The following is a 16,605-nucleotide window of genomic DNA, read 5'->3' as shown; positions in this document are numbered from 1 at the left end:
TGTGAAACTGTATATGTATAACTCCTGCAATAGGATCATTACACATAACGATTATTTACCTGCCACCGCGTCTTTAAGTGCTTTACCTGGTTTGAAAGCAGGTACTTTGCTTGCAGGGATTTCGATCTCTGCACCAGTTTGTGGGTTACGTCCTTTACGAGCTGAACGCTCACGTACTTCAAAGTTACCAAAACCGATAAGTTGGATTTTGTCACCATTTTTAAGTGCATCTAAAATTGTATCAAAAACAGAATCAACTGCTTTTGTCGCGTCTTTTTTAGATAACTCGCTTGCTTCAGCAACCGCGTTAATAAGTTCTGTCTTGTTCATGCCTTTCACCTCCTCCCAAAAATATGCATTCAGTAGATTGTTATCATTTCTTCACAATTCATCTTCTTTCTATACACTTTTTTCGAAAAAAAGAGCGTCTAGAAAGCGTTATACATGGCTATTCATTAGAAAACAACTCTTTGAAGGAATGTTTGTCCAACAAAGTGAAGATTTTCTGTAAGTAGATTAACACATATGAAATACCATATCAAGCATTTTAAAGGGAAGAATCCTTATTCGTCAAGGATTAAGGGCACTTTTACGAACGAATATTCCTAATTTCAGCCTGAATCTGACTAATCTTTATACAATTGTCTTTTTATGACTCATTCAATACGCAAAAAAAGACCCCTGTCAATGAGAGGTCTCACATGCTATAGAATAATGGCGATCAAACCGCCTGATCCTTCGTTGATGATTCTTTCAAGCGTTTCTTTCAGCTTATATCTTGCATTTTCTGGCATCAGCGACAGCTTTGCTTGAATACCTTCTCTGACAAGGGAGCTGAGTGAGCGCCCAAATATATCAGAATTCCAAATCGAAAGCGGATCATCTTCAAAGTCTTGCATTAAGTAGCGGACGAGCTCTTCACTTTGTTTCTCTGTTCCAATAATCGGTGCAAATTCACTCTCTACATCTACCTTAATCATATGAATAGATGGCGCAACCGCCTTTAATCTCACGCCGAATCTCGAGCCTTGCCTAATGATTTCTGGCTCATCTAAACTCATATCTGACAAGGCCGGGGCCGCAATCCCGTATCCCGTCTGCTTCACCATTTTTAATGCGTCTGATACTTGATCATATTCTGTCTTCGCATGCGCAAAATCTTGCATGAGCTCTAGAAGATGGTCTTTCCCTCTAATTTCCACACCAACCACTTCTTTTAGAATATGATCATATAGATCATCTGGGGCGTACAGGTCAATCTCCGCAATCCCCTGACCCATTTCAATCCCTGCTAAGCCCGCTCTTTCAATAAAGTCAAATTCGCTGAATTGACCAACGACACGGTCAACATCTCTTAATCTTTTAATATCCTTTACGGTTTCCTTCACTGAATCCTGATAACTTTCTCTCAGCCAATGATCTTCTTTCAGCACCATGACCCAGCTTGGCAAGTTCACATTCACCTCTAGGACTGGGAATTCATATAATGCTTCACGAAGCACACTAAGGACGTCTTGCTCTCTCATACTTTCTACACTCATGGCGAGTACTGGAATATCATATTTTTGGCTGAGTTCCTGCCGCAGCGCTTCAGTTTCAGGGTGATATGGCCTCACAGAGTTGATCACCATAATAAACGGCTTTCCAACCTCTTTGAGCTCATCAATCACACGTTCTTCAGATTCAATATAATCATGTCTTGGGATTTCTCCAATGGAACCATCTGTTGTAATCACAACACCGATGGTTGAATGCTCTTGAATGACCTTGCGTGTGCCAATTTCCGCTGCTTCATGGAACGGGATTGGCTCTTCATACCACGGCGTGTTGATCATTCTTGGACCATTTTCATCTTCATACCCGCGCGCACCAGGGACTGTGTATCCGACACAATCAACAAGCCTGATGTTGACATCAAGACCGTCACTCACATGGATCGATGCCGCTTGATTCGGTACAAATTTTGGCTCAGTGGTCATAATGGTTTTTCCTGCTGCACTTTGCGGCAATTCATCCTGTGCTCTTGCACGATCTGCCTCATTATTGATATTCGGGAGCACCACGAGCTCCATAAACTTTTTAATAAACGTAGATTTCCCTGTACGAACAGCGCCAACGACTCCTAAATATATATCGCCTCCTGTTCGTTCAGCGATATCCTTGAAAATATCGACTTTTTCCAAGTGATCCCCTCCCGGACTTGCTATCCTCGTTTTCAAATAAAATACTCTATTCTTCAATCAAACTGTGCTTGAAAGGTGTCTGGACAATATATGTGTATGACGTTGTCCTATTTGAATATGACACCTTTTTTGTTTTGAGAGTATGTTTAGCCATAAAAAAACCTTTCTCCTCATTTATATGCAGAGGAAAAAGGTTCATTCTTGTTTATGACGTCTTTTTTTCTAAAAAGTCAGGCTCACCTTTTTTGTTGATGGTATATGGGACAGAAAACGCGGGTACAAACGGGGTTTCCTGCCAATAGACATCTTGAATGTTTTCACCTGGTTTGAGCTTTTGTTTCGTATTCTTCAAAATATGAGCAAAATCACTTCGGTAGTCCACATAGATTTCGCCATTTGATGAAATCAGTAACGGGAGGGAATTCCCCGTCACCGGACTCATGACCGTAGGCGGCGATTTTAAGCCTAGCTTTTTTTCATTTAACGTATATAAATTGCTTGATACTACTTTGCCATATGGCGGATATGTATGTTCATCTTGATATATTTTGATTCTAAGCCGTAATTCACTGATGGTTTGCGTCATTTTGACATCAATCAGTTTCACCGTTGGTTTTTTTTCGACGTCTGTGAGGACATACATATATTCGCCCCCGCCTTCAAAAGATGTAGACGGTACATCGTGTAAATATCTTGGTGACAAGCGCTTAAAGTCGATGACGTACTTCTGATAAACCGGCGTGTCTGCTTCTTTCGTTTCAATCGGCAAAAGGCCATTTGTTGCTTTTTGAAATTCCTCAATCGCTGTCTGAACGCTTTGCAGCTGTTCTTCATATGGCACACGGTTTTCAGTTTTGCGATTTTCTGGATACAGACATCCTGTTAGTAAAATAAGTGCTAACAACGTGACACTGACTTTTGCTTTGATCATCACATTCTTCCTTTTTCTTTATTCATTGACCGGCCCGCTAAATACAACTAAAAACACAATGATACCTGATATAAGCATCAAGCTGTATGCAACGGTCGAGGCTGTTATTTTAAGAAACCGGCTTTTCAGCTTAAATCGACTGAAATAAATGGTTACTACGGCTAAAAACATGAGCCCCATTGAACCAAGCGCAAACCACATCTTGATTAAAGCAAAACTCATCGTGCCTGTCCCCCTTCAAAACGAACAAATTGTAAGCGTTTATATTTCATTCTAAACCAAAAATAAGGTAAATATCAATCATTTTTCCAATCATTCAGAAAAAAGCGCATAAAAAAACTGAAGCAAAGAGGGGGACTCTGCTTCAGTCATTAAATCGACTATTTTTCCTCATTCTGTAGAGGCAAAGCTCTATTCAAACTTCATTGCTATGTTATGCAAGTCTTCCCCTTCTTGCATCCTCTACATGCCTAAGTTCAGTCTTCCATTTATTTTGTTTGGTTTTCAAACATGTTCACAAGGTCTTCCATTTCATGTGTTTTCACACGTGCCATCAATGATTCTACAGCATCGTCGACCTTTTTCCCTTCAAATAAGACGTGGTAAAGCGCCTCTGTAATCGGCATGCTGACCTTGTATTCTTTGGAGAGCTGATAAGCGCCTTTTGTTGTACGTACGCCTTCAACAACCATCCCCATTTTTTCAAGCACTTCTTCAAGCTTATACCCTTTACCAAGCAGATTTCCGCAGCGCCAGTTACGCGAATGAACACTTGTACATGTCACGATCAAATCTCCCACGCCTGTTAATCCGGCAAATGTCAGAGGATTTCCTCCCATTTTTGTACCGAGACGTGCGATTTCAGCGAGTCCTCTAGTGATGAGCGCCGCTTTCGCATTGTCACCATATCCAAGTCCGTCTGTGATCCCTGCCGCAAGAGCAATGATATTTTTCAGTGCTCCGCCAATTTCTACACCAATCACATCAGGGTTTGTGTATACTCTAAAGTTGTTGTTCATGAACAAATCTTGAACAAATTGAGCCGCTTCAATATTTTCTGATGAGACAGTGACAGTTGTCGGATGACGCAAGCCTACTTCTTCGGCATGGCTCGGCCCTGATAAGACAACAACAGCTTCTCTTTTCTCATCTGGGACTTCTTGTTCAATCATTTGAGATATTCTCAGAAGTGTATCTGGTTCAATCCCTTTACTTACATGAACAAACGGCACTTTCGATATGATCAGCTCATTTGCCTGCTTTAATACTTCACGAATGGCCTTTGTTGGCACAGCGACAATAATAGCGTCTGTCCCCTCTAACGCCTGCTTCATGTCTGTCGTCGCCTTGATAGACGCTGGCAGTGCGACATTTGGCAAGTAATCATGATTTTCATGTTTCTCATTGATTTGATCAATAAGCTCTTGTCTATGTCCCCACATGTGTACATCATGATGATTATCAGCTAATACAAGCGCAAGAGCTGTTCCCCAGCTGCCTGCTCCAAGTACTGAAATTTTCTTCATTCTGCTCACCCTTTTTATTTTCTCGCTCTCGCAAATATTTTAATCGGTGTTCCTTCAAAACCAAACGCATCTCGAATGCGGTTTTCTAGGAAACGTTCATAAGAAAAGTGCATAAGCTCTGGATCATTTACAAACACCACAAAGGACGGAGGCTTAATAGCCACCTGTGTCGCATAGTAAATTTTCAGACGCTGTCCATTATGAGTCGGTGTTGGATTCATTGCCACTGCATCCATGATGATATCGTTCAAAATATTCGTTTGAACGCGCATCGCATGATTTTCACTAGCTGTAATAATGGATGGCATTAACGTATGAATTCTCTTTTTCGTGAGAGCAGACATAAACAAGACAGGTGCATAATCCAGGAATTGAAAATGCTCGCGAATGTTTTGCTCAAATTCCTTCATTGTACGCTCATCTTTTTCAACAGCGTCCCATTTGTTCACAACGATCACAACAGCTTTACCAGCTTCGTGTGCATAGCCTGCAATACGTTTATCCTGCTCAATAATGCCTTCTTCACCGTCTAGAACAACAGCGACAACATCAGAACGATCAATGGCTTTTAATGCACGAAGCACACTGTATTTCTCTGTTGTTTCATATACTTTTCCTTTTTTCCTCATACCTGCTGTATCGACAATGACAAAGTCACGCTGATTGTACGTAAACATCGTATCCACAGCATCTCTTGTTGTACCAGCGATGTTGCTCACAATGACCCGGTCTTCTCCAAGCATTGCATTCACTAAAGAAGATTTCCCTACATTCGGGCGGCCGATTAAGCAGAACTGAACAACTTCTTCCGCATACTGTGTATCCGGTAAATTTTTGAAGTGTTCTGCGACAGCATCAAGCAGATCACCTAGACCTAATCCGTGCGTTCCAGAAATCGGATACGGTTCGCCAAACCCTAGTGCATAAAAGTCATACACGTCACTTCTCATTTCAGGGTTGTCCAGTTTATTGACAGCAAGTACAACTGGCTTTTTCGTGCGATATAAAATTTTTGCGACTTCTTCGTCCGCAGATGTGACACCATCTCGGCCATTCACCATAAAGATAATGACATCCGCTTCATCCATTGCGATTTCTGCCTGATGGCGAATTTGCGCTAAAAATGGCTCATCTCCAATATCAATTCCACCAGTATCTATTAAGTTAAAGTCATAATTTAACCATTCAGCAGAGCTATAGATTCGATCTCTTGTTACACCAGGTGTGTCTTCTACAATCGATATTCTTTCGCCTGCGATTCGATTAAAAATTGTAGATTTTCCAACGTTGGGCCTTCCAACAATGGCTACGACAGGTTTACCCATAGTACCCTTCCTTTCAATCCAGCCGCGATTCAATATGTTCATCATCATGTTTCAACCGGGATTTAAAATTTTCATTCAGTTTTATGAAATAAACCCTTCAAACATGAAGGGTTCAACTTATATATTATATCAATTTTTAATCAGACCACAATGAATAACTTAAAAATGTTTGACAATCAAGTAAAGATCTTCTCCAATTCCGTGTGCAATTCCATCTAAAATGGCCTCTAAATTCATGGCGTACATGTCGAGTTCTTCTTTATTTTCACAGAAAAAAACGGCTGTTCCGCCCATGACCCGCTCTTTATTTGTTGTAGCCACAGCGAGTATAAATTGTTCAATGGTGTTCGCCATGCTCTATTACCTCACTTTCTTTTTTATGAACTCTGTCGGCATTCTGATGGCATTTTCTAAAATAGGCACTTCTTCCAATACACGGACAGCCAAATCTTCACGATACCATTGCGGTAAAATGAACACGCCAAGTGTGCCGTTATTTAGATCACGTTTTGCGAGCGGACAGAGCGATGGTTCACCAGAGTCGCGATACACACCAAGTACGTTGGATAAATCAAATAAAATGGCTTGCCGCTGCCCAAGATTGGCAATCGTTGTGGCTGAGTTGAAATTTTTCGGCGTCAAAATAAAGCCCATCCCATGCTCTAAAATGAGCTTTTGCTTTTCGGGCAGTCCGATATTCATGATGTAAATATCATTCACATAAAGCCCTGCCCCATCAAAGCGAAGCTCTCCTTTTTGTATATTGACAATATCCTTTAATTGGCTGCCAGACATTAATAGCTTTGCCAAGAAAAAACAAAGAATACCGACCACTGTCCCAATAACGAGCGAGAAGAAAATACAGGCTGTGGTCGTAATCAGTGCCGTGAGAATCGCAATATAATTCCGGCTTTCAAAGGCAATGGCAATGCCTTCTATATATGTACTGCCTCTTGAGACTAGCTCATATGAATCCATTTGAGTTAACGTATTTCTTTCCATATTGCGGACGTCTCGGAATTGTGTGGCCGCCAGCGTGAGAAAGGTAATCGCCGTAAATTCCTCCTGAATGAGTGCAGGCATAATGATCGCACCAAGTCCTGAAGCGATAAAACCAAGCGCAATATGAATCACTTGTCCATGAATATACGTGGGGTATTGCCGGTAATCTGTTCTTAACATATAAAGTCTGGCCGCCATCCCAAAGATGACACCAATAATCACAGGAAACGTATAATCCGTCATGTTGATTTTGCAGCCCCTTTTACTGGTTTTCTTGATGAACGGGCGTTCAAGAGCTTTTCAAGCTGATCGACACCTAATAGGAAGATGGACCCTTGAACAACAAGGGACAGAAAAGAGAGATCTCCTATGACAATCGATGATGTCAGGCGGTGAATCGTCAGCGCATAAAGGGCTTCGCCAAGACATACAGACATCATCCATAGGGTGACTCGTTCTGTGAAATGATGTCCATATGTCAAAGACATCAAGATCAGCAAGGCAAATACGACCCAATCCACTTTTATTAGCGTGAACCAAACCGGGTCATATAATGCAAAAATCATAAAAAAGGCATATGCGCTCACCATAGAGCCTAATTGCATGATTCTCATCATTTGATGGCCAGACCGGAATATAACGAAACCTGCACATGCATATAAAAAGGTCATCAAGTACCCCGCATTGAGGCTCATATCAAACATGGATACCATGAAATGACTACATATAATATGGACGAGGACACAAACGCCTAGCATACTGCGCCATGAGCTTTTTTCCATAATAAATGTCACCATAATCCAAACGAACCATATGGACCAATAATAGTACAAAGCCTCCAACGTCTCATCACCTCAATTACATTATGGGAAAATCCCCAATTTTTAAACGTAAGGGATCACTTTGAACATTGTATGAAATAAACAAGAGGTGACACCCTAATAATTGAGGAGGGATGCATGATGGGAAAAGATAGACAGGAAAAACGCTTAAAGGCATCAAAAAGAGTGGAATCTGACCGTGATCAATCCATTCATCATAAAGGGGCAACAGCATTAGAAGGTCCAGATAGCGCACGAAGAAGAAATCAATAAAAAAAGGCATGTGATGACCACATGCCTTAGATGTTTAGGGGCTAAACTTGATTTTAGTCCTTTTTCTTCTTTGATCTTAAACTATAGTACGTTGTGTCGATGCCTCTTTCTTTGAGCCAATGACTTGTTTCCCCGGAAATGACAACCTGGGTTTTTCTCAGTTCTTCAATGGTCTTCACGCCAAGCACTGTCATCATCATCTTCACATCTTCTTGAAGATCTATGATATCAGCGATGAGGCCGCTCTCCCCTCCGCCAGTCAGTGATTTTAAGAAAAAGCCAGCTAGACCAGCAGCGGATGCGCCAAGAGCAATTGATTTTGTTACATCAAGGGCGTCTTGTATACCTCCGGAGGCTAAAACCGTTTGATCTGGAAAACTTGTATGTACTTCAGCAAGACTCGCTGCTGTTGGAATCCCCCACTGGTCAAAATAATGAAGCGCTTTTTGGCGGCGAAGATTTTCGATCTTTGAAAAGTTCGTACCACCAAATCCTCCTACATCAACGGCCGCAACTCCAGCATGAAATAACTTTTTTGCCGTTTCCTTGCTCATGCCAAATCCGACTTCTTTTACGACAACAGGCACACCAACTGATTCAGCGATGGCTGCGATGCGCTCAAGCGCCCCCCTGAAATCACGGTCTCCTTCAGGCATGACGATCTCTTGGATCACATTTAAATGAATCTGGAGCAAATTGGCCTCCAGCATCTCGACTGCTTCCTCCGCTTGCTTAATCGATGCTTCACTGCCTAAGTTCGCAAACACAATTCCATCAGGATTGACTTTTCGAACAACTTCATACGTACGTCTTTCTTCTTTATCTTTCAGTGCAGCCATTTGTGATCCAACTGCCACCGGAATATTCGTTTCCTTCGCTGCGATCGATAAAGAGCGGTTGATCTCATAGGTCGACTTTCCGCCCCCGCCAGTCATTGCATTGATAAAAATTGGCGAACCGAAAGTCAGTCCGCCAATTGTCGTATGTGTATCAATTTGTGATGTCGCAAGATCTGGTAGACCGACGTGAACGAAGGAAACATCTTTTAAACCTGTTGCTGCATGCTGTCCAGTGGACAAGGCATGTTCAATATGCTGCTTCTTTCTTTCTGCTCTCGTCAATTTTGATCACCAAATTATTTTAATTTATTAAGCTTATCGCCGATCAGGTCACCAAGCTGGAATCCGCTTGTGTTTTCTTCTTTCGCCTGATATTGACGATAATTCTCTTCGATTTGTTTTTCAGGATTTTCTTCTAAATCACGGATGCTTAATGAAATGCGCTCTTCATCTTCATTCACATCAAGCACTTTCACTTTCACAGTCTGCCCTTCTTCAAGGACTTCATGCGGCGTACCGATATGTTTATGAGAGATTTGGGAAATATGCACAAGTCCTTCGACGCCTGGCAGAATTTCAACAAATGCACCAAAGCTCACAAGACGTTGAACAGTTCCTTCAAGCACATCACCTTGTTTTACCTTTTCGCCAATCTGGCTCCAAGGTCCTGGTAATGTTTCTTTAATAGATAGTGAGATACGTTCGTTATCACGATCAACAGCAAGTACTTTGACCTGGACTTCCTGGCCTTCTTCCACTACGTCAGATGGCTTTTCAACATGCGCATGGGATAGTTGAGAAATGTGAACCAATCCATCAATGCCGCCAATGTCTACAAATGCACCAAAATCAGTAAGGCGCTGCACTTTACCATCAATCACACTGCCTACTTCAAGCTTTTGCAGGAAGTCTTGCTTTTTGTCTAATTGCTCTTGCTCCACTACTGCACGGTGCGAGAGAATCACACGATTTTTTTCGCGGTCAAGTTCGACCACGACAAGTGAGAGTGTTTTACCTTTGTAGTCTGAGAAGTCCTCTACATAGTGCGCTTCTACAAGAGATGCAGGAATAAATCCACGCACACCAATATCTACGACAAGACCACCTTTTACAACGTCTTTTACTTCAGCTTCAAATACTTCTTTTGTCTCAAACTTTTTCTCTAGGTCTTCCCAAGCGCGGTCTGCATCAACAGCACGTTTCGATAAAATCAAAGCATCGTCTTCGACTTTTGTTACTTTAAGCTCTAACTCGTCGCCATCTTTCACGACATCTGATGCTTTTTCAACGTGAAGACTTGATAATTCACTGATTGGGATGATACCAGGCTGTTTCACATTGACGATATCTACATTGACATGCTTGTCCTCAACTTTAGAAACAATCCCTTTCACTACATCTCCAACCTCTGGTACCTGAACATCGATTTGATTCATTTCCTCTGTCATTTCGATAACCTCCTTGGTCCAAACCTACACAGCTTAGTTAAAACGACTGGGCGAATATGTGTCTTAAGCATGATGATTACCAGCCGAATATGTATTAAAGAAACATTCAAATCAACATAATTGCTTGAATGATCAATAAAAATAGTATTAGTATAAACTTCTAATAAAAGACCTTGTTTGTCAAGAGATAAACCTCTAACTTATTAAAGTTTTCTAAAATTTCTTACTGTTTCTCCACGCGGTCTGCTGCATCTAAAATTTTACCTGCTACCTCTTGAATGGAAAGAGAAGTTGTGTCAATTTCAATGGCGTCATCCGCTTTCTTAAGTGGCGAAACTTCGCGCTCAGAATCAAGTTTGTCACGTCTTGCAATCTCTTCGATCAGCTGATCGTAATTGACATCGTAGCCTTTTTTCTGATTCTCTTCAAAACGGCGTTTTGCTCTTTCTTCTACTGATGCAAGCAAGAAAATTTTCACTTCGGCATCTGGAAGAACGTGCGTACCTATGTCTCTTCCGTCCATAACGACACCGCCTTTTTGACCAAGCTCTTGCTGCCTGCGGACCATTTCTTCCCGAACAGCTCTGTGCTTTGCGACAACCGATACTTGGTTGCTCACGCGGTCTGTGCGAATATCCTCTGTGACATCGGTATTGTCTAGATGAACTTTTTGGCCCTCGTCCGTTGAGACCAGATCAATCACAGTTTTTTTTAGTAATGCATCAAGTGCTGTTTCGTCCTCAAGGTCTACACCATGATTAAGTGCCGCAAGTGTAATCGCGCGGTACATGGCACCTGTATCGATATAAATATATGATTTTTTTGCTGCGACAATTTTTGCCACAGTGCTTTTTCCTGCAGCAGCAGGACCGTCAATTGCGATAGATAATTTCTTTTTCATAATACCTCTCCTTGATTGAATCTCCCTTATGAATTGTAACACGATCACCGCTCAAACGGGGGAATTTTCTATCAATCCTTCTGCTTAAACGTTTCGATCCAATCTTCAATGCTCATGTTATTTACACCCTCGTATTGCACGACTTTTGACAAAAAGAGTTCTCCTTTTGTCAAATGAAGTGTGATCTGAACGGCTAATAATAAGACAAGCTGAATGAGCACCGCTTTCAATAACCATCTTTCCATTGTCTTCATACAAAAAGCCTCCACGCTAGATTCTTTCACCTCTAGTATGGAAGCTTTTAACATCCTTTATTCTTATGCTTTTTTTACCCGTGTTAAAAGCTGCTGCTGGAAGCAGTACTTCATAATGTGCTGCTGTTGGTCATTTGTAATCTCAGAAAACTCCATGATCGCTCTTGTTTTGCCAGTCTGCTCATCTTGATATACTCGATTCATCTCTGCAACCGCTTTAATTTTCACAGGCTCTTTCAGCGGAAGTTCAAACTCTGTGACCACTTCTCCGTATTCTTTCAATGAGACACCTTCAGGAACAGCAATAGCTAAGCCGCCAGCACTCATATTGACAATAAACGTGTCAAAGGCTTCTTCATCCGTTGGCGTGATCGTCGCTTTGACCATTGTATCGACTCTCAGGTATTCTCTGCGCTGAAGCCGAATCATTTCTTCTTTTGGCGGAATGGAAATGACAATCATCGGTATATCTTCTTTCCTCTTTCCGATGACTTCGCTTGTACATTTGTATGGAATTTGATTTTCATCGAAAAAGAAAACGGTGATTTCTGTTTGCTGGTTTAAATAGATCGTGCGGCCCGTTTCTTTATCAGCTGGATAATTAATGCAAATATCATCGTTATTATTTTCCAAAACTTTCGATTTTGCAGTTTTCACTTCTTTGTTCTCATTGACGTATTCAATTGTGATTGCATCCCCTATTTGTAACATTCCTCATCACTCTTTTCATCTGTGAAATCATATCCTCTCCTATATTAAACCATGTATAAAACAAAAGGAAAAGGCTTAGTCGCCTTTTCCTCGCTTCCTTTTCTATAGGTCTTTATATATAGGTTCTGCGTTTTTTAGTTTATCTACTCGTTCTTCTTTTCCAGTATCCGCATTAATGAACATTCGGTACGTATCATTCTTAATAGTTCCGAGGAACTCATAGCACAAAACTTCCTCTGACATATCATTTTGAACAATCGCTACATGAGAATCTTCGATTTTTACATGCTGATTCAATGTTTTCTTCGCTTCTTTTTGTGAGATTTTAGGTGCTTTTATGTCTCTTGTTTTATGATTCGTTAAATAGTCTTTCGCTGAAAATCCAACCACCTCACCATCATCTAATGCGACCTTCATGCGTATACTATCTGGATAAAGCAGTACATTTTTTTGAAGAGGTACATAGGTAAATACACCGATATTATCAAATTGCGCGCTTTCATCTAAATGGAACGACTCTGCATCAAATCCTTGCTTCTTTAAGAAGCTGAGTGCTTTTTCTGATGCATCATTTAAACTGATTTTCTGTTTTTTTACGTCTCGATTTTGAAGAAGGTAGACTGGGTGCCCTCCTTTTTCAGTCAAGTCTAAATAGAAATTCGCTTTACTATCAGGATCTGACATCGATAAGCTGTACACATCTCGATTGGTTTTGCTTCCGCTTTTTCTGACCTTAAAATGTTGATTATGATCAGGTGCGAATTGCTGGGCAATGCGTATCGCTTCTTTCTTTGAGATCTTTTTCCCTTTTAAATGATTGTAACCACGTGTTTCTGATTCTGTCGACACATTTGTCGGACCGAGATTGACATCCGCAAATGCATCTGCATTTCTCTCGACTGTTTTCAACCCGTCAATGATGGTGTTATCATTCTTTCGGTCGCCATCAGCAAGCGCCATTTCAACATCCATCCATTTTAAATTTTTATTGAGGACAAGGTGCTGTACTTGTCTCAGTTCGTTTTGGATATCAGCCGCTTGATGATATAAAGACGTAATGGTTTTGTGCGTATTTTTGTTTAATGGTTCATCTGATAAGGATTTGACTGATGATTTGTAGCTAAAGTCTCCGACATTCGCCAAAAATTCTTCTGTTTTGTTAAAAGGCATTAATGTGAGCGGAAGCTGACTCACATTGTTATGTGCTTCTGATGACATTCTCCATACATCTGCAAGTGCTGGTGAAATCGACGTTTGGCTGTTCATCGCAAGCGTTGCCCCAAGTTTGTCGTGCAGCTGATCCACTTGGTACGTTAAATCGTGGAAAGCCCTTTGATAGTTGTTCTCTGCGTGCAGCAGCACTGCGTCTTTTTCTTGATGCTCTTTATAGCCCCAATAACCTGTTGAGATGACAGCAATTCCTAAAATGGCAATCAATATTCCTCTGATCATTTATTTACACCTCTTTTTATTCGCAGAAAATATGTTTCCCGATTCGTTTAATTTGTGGTCTTCCCCAAATCCATGGACTGGTTGCTGTATCAGGATTAAAGTAATAGACGGCGCTCTCAGATGGGTCCCAGCCGTTAATGGCATCAAACACAGCCTTTTTAGCAGTGTCATTTGGCGACATATAAAATTGACCATCCGCCACAGCTGTAAATGCAAGCGGTTCAAAAATAACACCTGCGATCGTATTTGGAAAAGTCGGGTTGTTCAATCGGTTTAAGATAACGGCAGCGATCGCCACCTGACCTTCATACGGCTCGCCTCTTGCTTCGCTATAAACAGCTTGTGATAAGAGCTGAATATCATTACTAGAAAAACCACCTGGCATGTTGGCTGCCGTTTGTTTCGGTGTTTGGTTTGCTTGCTGATTGCCTGACTGATTCCCAGTCTTTCCAGATGTCCCGCTTCCTCCGCTTTGACTTTTTTGATTCTCTTTTGCCCCTTGAGCTGTCTTTTTTTGTGAGCTTCTTTTCGCAGAAGCTTTTGTTTGCTGATCAAGAGGTTTCCCGCCATAATGGGTAAACTCATTCCCCTTTTGCAGCTGCTGCTGAACAAAGTCTTTATAGTATTTTGTCTTTTGAACTAATAGGCTTTTTGTTTGTTTACCTACAAGTCCATCGACCTTCTTTACACCATATTGGCTTTGAAAGTTGCGAACGGCCCAGTACGTCCCCCAGCCATATACACCATCAATTTTGCCATTGTAAAAGCCATTATATTGGAGCCGTGCTTGCAGCTCGACTACATCTTCTCCTGTTGCACCTCGCTGGATGACTTGACTGGTGAAGGCTTCACTTTTTTCAGCTGACATCAGTGAAGTTGCGAGTAGAACAATTGAGAAGATAAGGACGATTTGTTTCATGAAACGAGCTTTGTCCATATTTGATCCTCCTGTACTTTTGATGTTTGAATATATATTTCTTCCGATCCCTATTTTTATACATTCATCACAGGAGTGAATTGGATGAAAAGACAAAAAAAACGCCCTATCAACTGATAGGACGTTTTCCACATTAAATTTGCACCATTTTCACTGAACGGGCCTTTTTTGCTTTCCGCAGGCCAAACCACCATAAAAAAATCATGAATGGCAGCATAATATATCCCCAATTTCTCATGCCAAGAAGAATAAAATCATATAAGCCGTGAAAAAGTACTGGGAGCGTTAAAGATAGGATCAACCATTTCACTTGCTCTTTTTTTGCAGAGAAACGGGCTTTCCCGATATAAAACCCCATCACAACACCGAATAAAGCGTGACTTGAGACGGGTAATAAAGCACGGGTGAACGCATATTCAACCCCATGCCCGACCAAGTAAAGAATATTTTCTAATGTTGCAAAACCAAGTGAGACACTTGTTCCATACACAATCCCATCATAGTGTTCGTCGAACTGGGCATGCGCATAGACGCTGACCATTAAAATAAACCATTTTAAAGATTCTTCTAAAAAACCTGACGTCACAAATGAAATCAAGATAGGGTTCGTTGCAATATGCTCCTCTTGAAGGACATATTGAATAAACATGGTTGGAAACACAAGTATAACGCCTAGCATAAAAGATCTGATGACCATGTGAACCGGCTCATTGTCGTACTGATCTTTCAAATAAAAATAACTTAAAAGTGCGATGCCGGGAGCTAAACCTGCTGAGATGATTGCGATCATAACCAGACCTCTTTCCCTACATTATCCTTCATTATCGTACCATGATTTACCCTTTTTTTATATGACTCGAGCCCATTTTTATGAAAATATTCTTCTATATAATCCCATTTTATATCAAAAAGAACCGAATCCCTCAGAAGGATCCAGTTCTTTTTTTATCCGTTCATTCTTTTGTTGATTTCTTCTGCAATAAGCCCCCCATGAAACCTTCCATTTTCAATGAAAATTTCATTGGCATTATTTCCAGCTGCAATGACTCCTGCAATGAAAATACCTTCTACGTTTGTCTCCATCGTCTGTTCATCAAATGCTGGACGGCCTGATTCTTGATCAATTGTCACACCCATTTTTTCTAAGAAAGAATGATCTGGATGATAGCCTGTCATGGCAAAAACATAATCACTTTTCACTCGCTCCGTTTGATCTTGCTGGTTTGTAAAAATCACCTCTTCTTCTGTGATTTCCTTCACCTGCGCTCCAAACTCCATTCGGATGGTTCCATTCCGCACAAGCGCTTCAAACTCTGGTAAAATCCAAGGTTTGATGCTAGACGAATATTCAGTTCCTCGATACAGCACAGTGACTCTGCTTCCGCATTTCACAAGTTCTAGCGCTGCATCGACACTTGAGTTTTTCCCGCCGATCACCGTCACATCTTTATCAAAGTATGGGTGTCCTTCTTTAAAATAATGATACACATGAGGAAGGTCTTCTCCTTTGACGTTCATATAGTTTGGATGATCATAGTAACCAGTAGCAATCACGACATAATCACATGAATAGTCGTCTTTTGATGTGCTCACGGTAAAACAGCCATCTTTTTTCGTCACAGCGGTTACTTTTTCAAAGGCATGCACACGCAGGCTTTTTCGTCTGACTACTTCTCGGTAATAAGAAAGCGCCTGGATACGAACGGGCTTGCGATTTTCAGTAATAAAAGCGACATCACCAATCTCAAGCTTTTCACTTGTACTGAAAAAGGTTTGATGTGTTGGGTAATGATAAATACTGTTAACGACATTCCCCTTTTCAATGACAAGTGCATCAATTCCGATTTGCTTGAACGCGATGGCAGCTGATAGCCCGCATGGGCCGCCTCCTATTATGATCGCTTTTTCTTGTTTCATTTGTTCCACTCCTGTCGTTTCAATACAATAACAACTGCTAGCTGTTTGATGATTTGTTCCATTCCATAAAAAAATCTCCTATTTA

19 protein-coding genes are annotated in these 16,605 nt (G+C 41.1%); 1 reads left to right on the top strand and 18 read right to left on the bottom strand.

Features of this window, described 5'->3' with window-relative positions:
* Positions 1-51: 51 nt before the first annotated feature.
* The 9 genes from hbs to C6Y02_RS08475 form a co-directional block, all read right to left on the bottom strand.
* Positions 52-330 (bottom strand): non-specific DNA-binding protein Hbs, encoded by a 279-nt coding sequence (gene hbs / locus C6Y02_RS08520; RefSeq protein ID WP_003215863.1) that lies wholly within the window; start codon positions 328-330, stop codon positions 52-54.
* A 374-nt stretch (positions 331-704) separates the two neighbouring features.
* Positions 705-2,183: a stage IV sporulation protein A gene (spoIVA, locus tag C6Y02_RS08510; RefSeq protein WP_008344534.1), complete on the bottom strand. Its 1,479-nt coding sequence runs from the start codon at positions 2,181-2,183 to the stop codon at positions 705-707.
* A 205-nt stretch (positions 2,184-2,388) separates the two neighbouring features.
* A complete protein-coding gene (locus C6Y02_RS08505) occupies positions 2,389-3,114 on the bottom strand; it encodes a hypothetical protein (RefSeq protein ID WP_106031055.1) in 726 nt (241 codons plus the stop codon).
* 18 nt (positions 3,115-3,132) lie between these two features.
* Positions 3,133-3,336 carry a DUF2768 domain-containing protein gene (locus C6Y02_RS08500; RefSeq protein ID WP_034318888.1) on the bottom strand — a complete coding sequence of 68 codons (204 nt, stop codon included), beginning with the start codon at positions 3,334-3,336 and terminating at the stop codon, positions 3,133-3,135.
* A 266-nt stretch (positions 3,337-3,602) separates the two neighbouring features.
* Entirely contained in the window at positions 3,603-4,640 is a 1,038-nt protein-coding gene (locus C6Y02_RS08495; protein ID WP_106031054.1) for an NAD(P)H-dependent glycerol-3-phosphate dehydrogenase, read from the bottom strand.
* A gap of 14 nt (positions 4,641-4,654) precedes the next feature.
* Positions 4,655-5,965 (bottom strand): ribosome biogenesis GTPase Der, encoded by a 1,311-nt coding sequence (gene der / locus C6Y02_RS08490; RefSeq protein WP_034661082.1) that lies wholly within the window; start codon positions 5,963-5,965, stop codon positions 4,655-4,657.
* A 159-nt stretch (positions 5,966-6,124) separates the two neighbouring features.
* Positions 6,125-6,319, bottom strand: coding sequence for a capping complex subunit for YIEGIA (locus C6Y02_RS08485; protein ID WP_003215794.1), 195 nt, complete (start codon positions 6,317-6,319; stop codon positions 6,125-6,127).
* A gap of 6 nt (positions 6,320-6,325) precedes the next feature.
* On the bottom strand, positions 6,326-7,210 hold the full coding sequence (locus C6Y02_RS08480) for a YIEGIA family protein (RefSeq protein ID WP_034661083.1): 885 nt from the start codon (positions 7,208-7,210) through the stop codon (positions 6,326-6,328).
* Entirely contained in the window at positions 7,207-7,809 is a 603-nt protein-coding gene (locus tag C6Y02_RS08475) for a YphA family membrane protein (protein ID WP_223249886.1), read from the bottom strand. The genes C6Y02_RS08480 and C6Y02_RS08475 overlap by 4 nt, the downstream gene beginning before the upstream one ends.
* 120 nt (positions 7,810-7,929) lie before the next feature.
* Here C6Y02_RS08475 and C6Y02_RS08470 point away from each other — a divergent pair, with 120 nt between their 5' ends.
* A complete protein-coding gene (locus tag C6Y02_RS08470) occupies positions 7,930-8,061 on the top strand; it encodes a YpzI family protein (protein WP_066030721.1) in 132 nt (43 codons plus the stop codon).
* A 53-nt stretch (positions 8,062-8,114) separates the two neighbouring features.
* On the opposite strand, the gene fni is transcribed toward C6Y02_RS08470, so the two are convergent.
* The 9 genes from fni to C6Y02_RS08425 all read right to left on the bottom strand — a co-directional run bounded on the left by fni (position 8,115) and on the right by C6Y02_RS08425 (position 16,520).
* Positions 8,115-9,182: a type 2 isopentenyl-diphosphate Delta-isomerase gene (gene fni, locus C6Y02_RS08465; RefSeq protein WP_060596749.1), complete on the bottom strand. Its 1,068-nt coding sequence runs from the start codon at positions 9,180-9,182 to the stop codon at positions 8,115-8,117.
* 14 nt (positions 9,183-9,196) lie between these two features.
* A complete protein-coding gene (gene rpsA, locus C6Y02_RS08460; RefSeq protein WP_003215529.1) occupies positions 9,197-10,348 on the bottom strand; it encodes a 30S ribosomal protein S1 in 1,152 nt (383 codons plus the stop codon).
* 223 nt (positions 10,349-10,571) lie between these two features.
* The gene (gene cmk / locus C6Y02_RS08455; RefSeq protein ID WP_034661088.1) at positions 10,572-11,249 is read right to left on the bottom strand and encodes a (d)CMP kinase; all 678 of its coding nucleotides are present in this window, start codon (positions 11,247-11,249) and stop codon (positions 10,572-10,574) included.
* A 71-nt stretch (positions 11,250-11,320) separates the two neighbouring features.
* Positions 11,321-11,503, bottom strand: coding sequence for a YpfB family protein (locus C6Y02_RS08450; RefSeq protein ID WP_034661090.1), 183 nt, complete (start codon positions 11,501-11,503; stop codon positions 11,321-11,323).
* Between the two features lie 63 nt (positions 11,504-11,566).
* On the bottom strand, positions 11,567-12,214 hold the full coding sequence (locus C6Y02_RS08445) for a flagellar brake protein (RefSeq protein WP_106031053.1): 648 nt from the start codon (positions 12,212-12,214) through the stop codon (positions 11,567-11,569).
* Positions 12,215-12,316: 102 nt separating this feature from the next.
* Positions 12,317-13,666, bottom strand: coding sequence for a germination protein YpeB (gene ypeB, locus C6Y02_RS08440; RefSeq protein ID WP_034661094.1), 1,350 nt, complete (start codon positions 13,664-13,666; stop codon positions 12,317-12,319).
* A 16-nt stretch (positions 13,667-13,682) separates the two neighbouring features.
* Positions 13,683-14,603 (bottom strand): spore cortex-lytic enzyme, encoded by a 921-nt coding sequence (sleB, locus tag C6Y02_RS08435; protein WP_034661097.1) that lies wholly within the window; start codon positions 14,601-14,603, stop codon positions 13,683-13,685.
* A gap of 133 nt (positions 14,604-14,736) precedes the next feature.
* Entirely contained in the window at positions 14,737-15,393 is a 657-nt protein-coding gene (gene prsW, locus C6Y02_RS08430; protein WP_060596752.1) for a glutamic-type intramembrane protease PrsW, read from the bottom strand.
* A 155-nt stretch (positions 15,394-15,548) separates the two neighbouring features.
* On the bottom strand, positions 15,549-16,520 hold the full coding sequence (locus C6Y02_RS08425) for a YpdA family putative bacillithiol disulfide reductase (RefSeq protein ID WP_034661101.1): 972 nt from the start codon (positions 16,518-16,520) through the stop codon (positions 15,549-15,551).
* Between the last annotated feature and the right edge of the window lie 85 nt (positions 16,521-16,605).

The organism is Bacillus sp. NMCC4 (assembly GCF_002998555.1).
GTDB lineage: Bacteria > Bacillota > Bacilli > Bacillales > Bacillaceae > Bacillus.
The sequence above is the reverse complement of the archived record's forward strand: the minus strand, read 5'-3'. Positions and strand labels throughout refer to the sequence as shown.